The 5,495-nt window shown below is 65.6% G+C and carries 4 protein-coding genes; all 4 read right to left on the reverse strand.

Going from position 1 to position 5,495, the window contains the following annotated elements; all coding sequences use genetic code 11:
* Positions 1-79 precede the first annotated feature (79 nt).
* The 4 genes from PHE40_RS09830 to leuS all read right to left on the reverse strand — a co-directional run bounded on the left by PHE40_RS09830 (position 80) and on the right by leuS (position 5,428).
* On the reverse strand, positions 80-1,150 hold the full coding sequence (locus PHE40_RS09830) for a transporter (protein WP_299961284.1): 1,071 nt from the start codon (positions 1,148-1,150) through the stop codon (positions 80-82).
* Positions 1,151-1,348: 198 nt separating this feature from the next.
* Positions 1,349-2,359: a DNA polymerase III subunit delta gene (gene holA / locus PHE40_RS09835; protein ID WP_299961286.1), complete on the reverse strand. Its 1,011-nt coding sequence runs from the start codon at positions 2,357-2,359 to the stop codon at positions 1,349-1,351.
* Complete coding sequence (gene lptE / locus PHE40_RS09840) at positions 2,356-2,868, reverse strand: LPS assembly lipoprotein LptE (protein ID WP_299961288.1); 513 nt, start codon at positions 2,866-2,868, stop codon at positions 2,356-2,358. Before lptE ends, holA begins: the two co-directional genes overlap by 4 nt.
* Positions 2,849-5,428, reverse strand: a complete 2,580-nt coding sequence (leuS, locus tag PHE40_RS09845) for a leucine--tRNA ligase (RefSeq protein ID WP_299961290.1) — start codon at positions 5,426-5,428, stop codon at positions 2,849-2,851. Before leuS ends, lptE begins: the two co-directional genes overlap by 20 nt.
* Positions 5,429-5,495 lie beyond the last annotated feature (67 nt).

A 5,495-nucleotide genomic window follows, 5' to 3' on the forward strand; every position in this document is an offset into this window, starting at 1 on the left:
TTGATTTTGCGCGCGGCCGCCCCACCAGCCCCGCGCGCATACCAGTCAGCCTTAAGGCTGACTGGTATCAGAAGCGCTTTCAGAAAAATGTGGCGAGGCGGATTTCAATATTGCGGTTCAGCGGGCCGCCGTGTGAGGCGAGATCGTATTCGCCGATGGCCATGAGCTGCAGGCGCGGCGAGAGGAAGGTTGCGCCGATGAGGCGCAGCTGCGTCTCGTTGGTGCGGTTGCCGGAATCGAGCGTGCCGCCGCCCTGCAAATTAAAGGTCTGCTTGCCGCCGAAGGATTGGAACAGCCCCGGCGCGATGAACGCCCCCATGGAGGGTGCGAATTCATACGGCAGATAAATGCGGAATTCCTGCGAGGGTTGTTCGTGGAAACTGGCGGGAACCACCCGGCTGGCTTGCAGCGGGTTGGTATCGGGGATCGCCCCGCCGCTCAGATAGTTATAGGTGCTGTAGATCGCCGGGATATTATTGGCCGAGACCTCAGGCGATACATAGGCCGATTGCCCGTTGGCGCCGAACATGTAGCTCTCGCTCCAGAGTTCCACCGCCAGGTTTTGCGTGGTGGGAGTACCCCAGAGCACGGTACGAAAGCCGAGCTCCAGCTCGTAGGTCCAGGTGTTCTCGCCGGGGTTGAGGTTGGCGCTGCGGTTGAAGCTGGCCAGGGGCGGTGCGATCCACGGGGCGATGACGCCGTAGGTGCCTGCCTTCGGGTGGTCGAGCACATAGGAGAACACGCCGAAATACGGCTGACCGAAGCCGCCGTTATGCGAGAGGTTGGCGCGCCCCGCCCCGTAGGCGGGTAGCTGCCCGCCGAGGGCCGGCACATAGGGGCCGGGAATATTGGCGATGCCAGCCTCCTGCCCGCCGAGGAAGCCGACGTAGGGCACATAAAACTGCACGCCGGAGAGAATGCCATCAATATCGAAGGTGCGGATATAGCGGCCGACCACGATATCCATGGAAATATGGGTGTTCTTGCCGTAGCTGCCGCCATGGGCGGCGCCGATGCCGGACGCATCGGTAAACAGGTTGTAGAACATGCCGATGTTGACATTGGCGGGCGGCGCAATGCCATCACCCGGAAGTGAGTCCGACGCGAAAGCCGAATGCCCTCCCAGCCCCACCGCAAGCGGCAGTGCCAAACTGAACAAAGCTGCGCGGAAATTTTTTCCACGTACCGGCATCTTCAAATCCCTTCTCCCCGCGGGCGCTTGTACGCGCTGGCCCGCTCATGATTGATGACAGGCTTTCCTTATGGAACTGTCAATTGTTTGTGTGTAATTCCTTAATAATATCAGATAGCTGTGGCCGGTTTGGCACATTGCTCGCCGCTTCCCGCATTATCGCCGCGCCGCGTTGCGGGCGCGCGAGGCCAAGGCCAGCATGGTCTGGCGGCAAAACGCCTGGTCGGGGGTGAGGGTCTGCTTGCAGGCGGCCTCGGCCCGCAAGCTGGCGGCAATGCCCTCGGTAAGGGCGGGGAGCGACCAGATGTTAAGCGCCCGGGTGACCAGATTTTGCCGCTTGAAGAACACCGGCGGGCGCATCCCGGCCATTGCCTCGGCGGTGGAGGCGCCTTGCGCGATGGCCCCGGCCGCTACCCGCAGGCGCATCAGCTCGCCCAGCAGCATGCGCAATATGCCGACCGGGGACTGCCCCTCGTCATAGGCCAGGGCCAGCGCGCGGTCAGTGGCGGCGGGGTCGCCGGTTATGGTCGCGTCGATGGCCTCCTGCACCGAGGTATCACCGCCATCGGCCAGGGCGGCGGAGACATCGGCGAGGCTGAGGCGCGGCTCCGCCCCGGCGTAGAGCACGAGCACCTCCAGCGCCTGGCGCAGCAGGCCTTCTTCGCCGGAGACGTTGTTGGCTACCCAGGTGGCGGCATCCTGGTCGATGCTGATATTCTGCGCCCGCAGCCGCGCGGTGATCACGCCGGGCAGCCGGGCGGAGTCGATTGCGTAGCAGGCGATGGCGGTGGCGGCGGGGGATTTCTCCGCCAGTGCGCGCAGTTTGGATTTGCCGGTCAGCTCGCCGGCCTCCAGGATGATGAGCGCGTCCGGCGGGGCTTTCAGCAGCGCCTCCAGCGGCTTCACCAGGGTCTCGTGCGCGTCGCGCACGCGCACCACGCGCTTGCCGCCGGTGAGCGAGGCGGCGGTGGCTTCCGCCAGCAGGGTGGCCGCATCCGGGTTGTGCAGTTCGGTGTAGCGGAAGGGGTCTTCCAGCGCGCCGGGGAGGGCGCGCACCAGCGCCAGCCCGCGCTCAGCGGCAAGGCCGGAATCCGGGCCGTAGATGAGCACAACCGGCGTGCCCGGGTTTTTCAGGAAGGCTTCGGTACGCCCGGCCTCAAGCTTCATGCGCTCGGATGGGTTTTGAAATACGCGGCAATCTGGCTGGTGATCTGCGCGGCGATGGTGCTGGCCAGCTGCTGGTCCACCGTGCCGGTCTCCAGGGTGAGGGCGAAATATTGCTGGTCGATGACGTTGGCCGCGTTCTCGGTGGTGGCCGTGCCGGTGGCGAGCGGCGCGCCGCCGCCGATGGGGCTGAGCACCCAGTTGGCCGTTGCGGTCAGGCGGTTGCGGGTGGTTGCGGTGTCCTGCTGCACGCCGATGCCGGCGGTGGCGATGGTATAGTCCACGGTGAGGCTGTAGAGTTCGCGGTCTGGCGCGCCGGCGGTGTGCAGCTGGGTTTCCAGGCTCTCGCGCAGCATCTGGCCGGGGCGCTCGGGGATGTTGCCGACCGCCACGGTATCGAGCTGTTGCGCCACGCTGACGCGCCCGCTCTGGCCGTACAGCGGCGTGAAGCCGCACCCGGCAAGGGCGAGCATGCCCAGGAGGGGCAGCAGCCTACGCGGGTTTGACGACAAAATTCACGATCCTGTCCGGCACGCAGATTTCTTTCACGATGGTCTGGCCCAGTAATGCGCTTGCGACAGCCTGCTTGGCAATCGGCAACGCCACATCGGCCTTGGCGCCGGCGGGCAGCAGCACGGTGCCGCGCAGCTTGCCGTTCACCTGCACTGCGACGGTGACTTCATCAACCGTGAGATAGGCCGCATCGGCTTTCGGCCAGGGGTTGGCCGCCACCAGCCCGGCACCCGGGCGTAGTGCTGCGAAAATTTCCTCGGCCAGATGCGGCATCATCGGCGCGATCAGATGCGCGAGGGTCTCGATCGCCTCGAACCGTGCCCAAAGTAATCCGGGATCGGCGGGCGAGGCCCCGGCCAGCGCGCCGGAAAGTTCGTAAATCCGCGCGACGGCGAGGTTGAAGGTAAAATTATCCAGCGCCTCGCTCACCGCGGCGATGGTGCGGTGGGTGAGCTGGCGGAGCTTTTTGGCCTCGCCGGTGAAGGTTTCGGGCGTTTCGGCGCGCGGCTCGGCGGCGATGGCCAGGGCCAGGCGGTAGAGCCGGTGGACAAAGCGGTTGGCGCCCAGAACGCCGGACTCGGTCCACTCAACGTCGCGCTCGGGCGGATTGTCGGAGAGGACGAACCAGCGTGCGGTGTCGGCGCCGAAACGGTCTATGATGACGCCGGGGTCCACCGTGTTGCGCTTGGATTTGGACATTTTCTCGATGCGCCCGACGGTGACGGGCTCGCCGGTTCCGGCATGTTTGGCGCCCTCGGGGGTTTTCACCACCTCTTCGGGGTAGAGCCAGTTGCCTTGCGTATCCTTGTAGGATTCATGGGTCACCATGCCCTGGGTGAACAGCCCGGCGAAGGGCTCCGCCAGGGCGACATGCCCGGTTTTTTGCATCGCGCGGGTGAAGAAGCGGGCATAGAGCAGGTGCAAAATCGCATGTTCGATGCCGCCGACGTATTGGTCCACCGGCAGCCAGTGGTTCACCGCCGCCAGATTGGTCGGCGTGGCCGCGTGCGGGGCGGTGAAGCGGGCAAAATACCAGGAGCTGTCCACAAAGGTGTCGAACGTGTCGGTCTCGCGCGTGGCGGCGGCGCCGCATTGGGGGCAGGGCACATGCTTCCAGCTGGGGTGGTGGTCCAGCGGGTTGCCGGGGCGATCGAAGGTGACGTCCTGGGGCAGGATGACCGGGAGCTGGCTGGCTGGCACCGGCTGCGGGCCGCAGGCGGCGCAGTGGATCACCGGGATCGGGCAGCCCCAGTAGCGCTGACGGGAAATCCCCCAGTCGCGTAGGCGCCAGTTCTGCACGGCCTTGCCAGCGCCCAAGCGTTCCAGCTCGGCGATGGCGGCGGGCTTGGCCTGGGCGGTGGGCAGGCCGGTGAGGAAGCCGGAGTTGACGATGATGCCTTCGCCGTCCAGCGCCTTGGTCAGTTTTTCGGGGATGGAGTCGACGCTGGGGGCGACGACGATGGGGATGGGCAGGGCATATTTGGCGGCGAACTCGAAATCGCGTTCATCGCCGCAAGGGCAGCCGAAAATGGCGCCGGTGCCGTAGTCCATGAGGACGAAATTGGCGATCCAGACCGGGTAGGTCTGCCCGTTCAGCGGGTTGGTCACGCGCAGCCCGGTATCAAAACCTTTTTTCTCCGCCTGCTCGATGGCGGCCTCCGAGGTGCCCTGGGCGGCGCATTCAGCCAGGAAGGCGGCGGCCTGCGGGCTGGACTCCGCAACCACCCGGGCGATGGGGTGCTCGGGCGCGATGGCGAGGAAGGACATGCCAAAGAGCGTGTCCGGCCGCGTGGTATAGACTGTAACCGAAGCAATACCACCAACCGGCGCGGTGAGGGCGAAGGTGACGTCCGCGCCCTGGGAGTGGCCGATCCAGTTCTCCTGCATCAGCTTCACCCGCTCGGGCCAGCGCGGCAGGTCCTTCAAACCTTCCAGCAAATCCTCGGCGTAATCGGTGATCTTGAGGAACCACTGTGAGAGGTTCTTTTTTTCAACCGGGGCGCCCGAGAGCCAGCCGCGCCCGTCGATCACCTGTTCGTTGGCCAGCACGGTATGGTCCACCGGGTCCCAGTTCACCGCGCTCATGCGCCGCTCGACCAAGCCGCCCGCCCAGAAATCCAGGAAGATTTTCTGCTGCTGGCCGTAGTACGCAGGGTCGCAGGTGGCGAACTCGCGCGACCAGTCGAGCGAGAGGCCCATGCGCTTGAGCTCGCCGCGCATGGTGGCGATGTTGGCGTAGGTCCAGCTCGCGGGGCCGGTCTTGCGCTGGCGGGCGGCGTTTTCAGCCGGCAGGCCAAAGGCGTCCCAGCCCATCGGGTGCAGGACATCGTATCCGCTGGCGCGCTTGTAGCGGGCGACGACATCGCCCAGCGTGTAGTTGCGCACATGCCCCATGTGGATTTTGCCGGAGGGGTAGGGGAACATCTCCAGCACATAATACTTGGGTTTGCCGGTGGCGGGGGTGTCCGCGGCCTTGAACAGTCCGGCAGCCTCCCAGGCGGCCTGCCAGTGCGGCTCGGCGGTGGTGAAATCGTAGCGGGTGGTTTCAGTGTCTGACATTATGGCCTGTGTTTAGTGAACCCGGGCGGCCGCGCCAAGAGGCCGGGCGGATATGGCCAGGAGATGG

Source organism: Acidocella sp. (genome assembly GCF_028687955.1).
Classification (GTDB): domain Bacteria; phylum Pseudomonadota; class Alphaproteobacteria; order Acetobacterales; family Acetobacteraceae; genus Acidocella.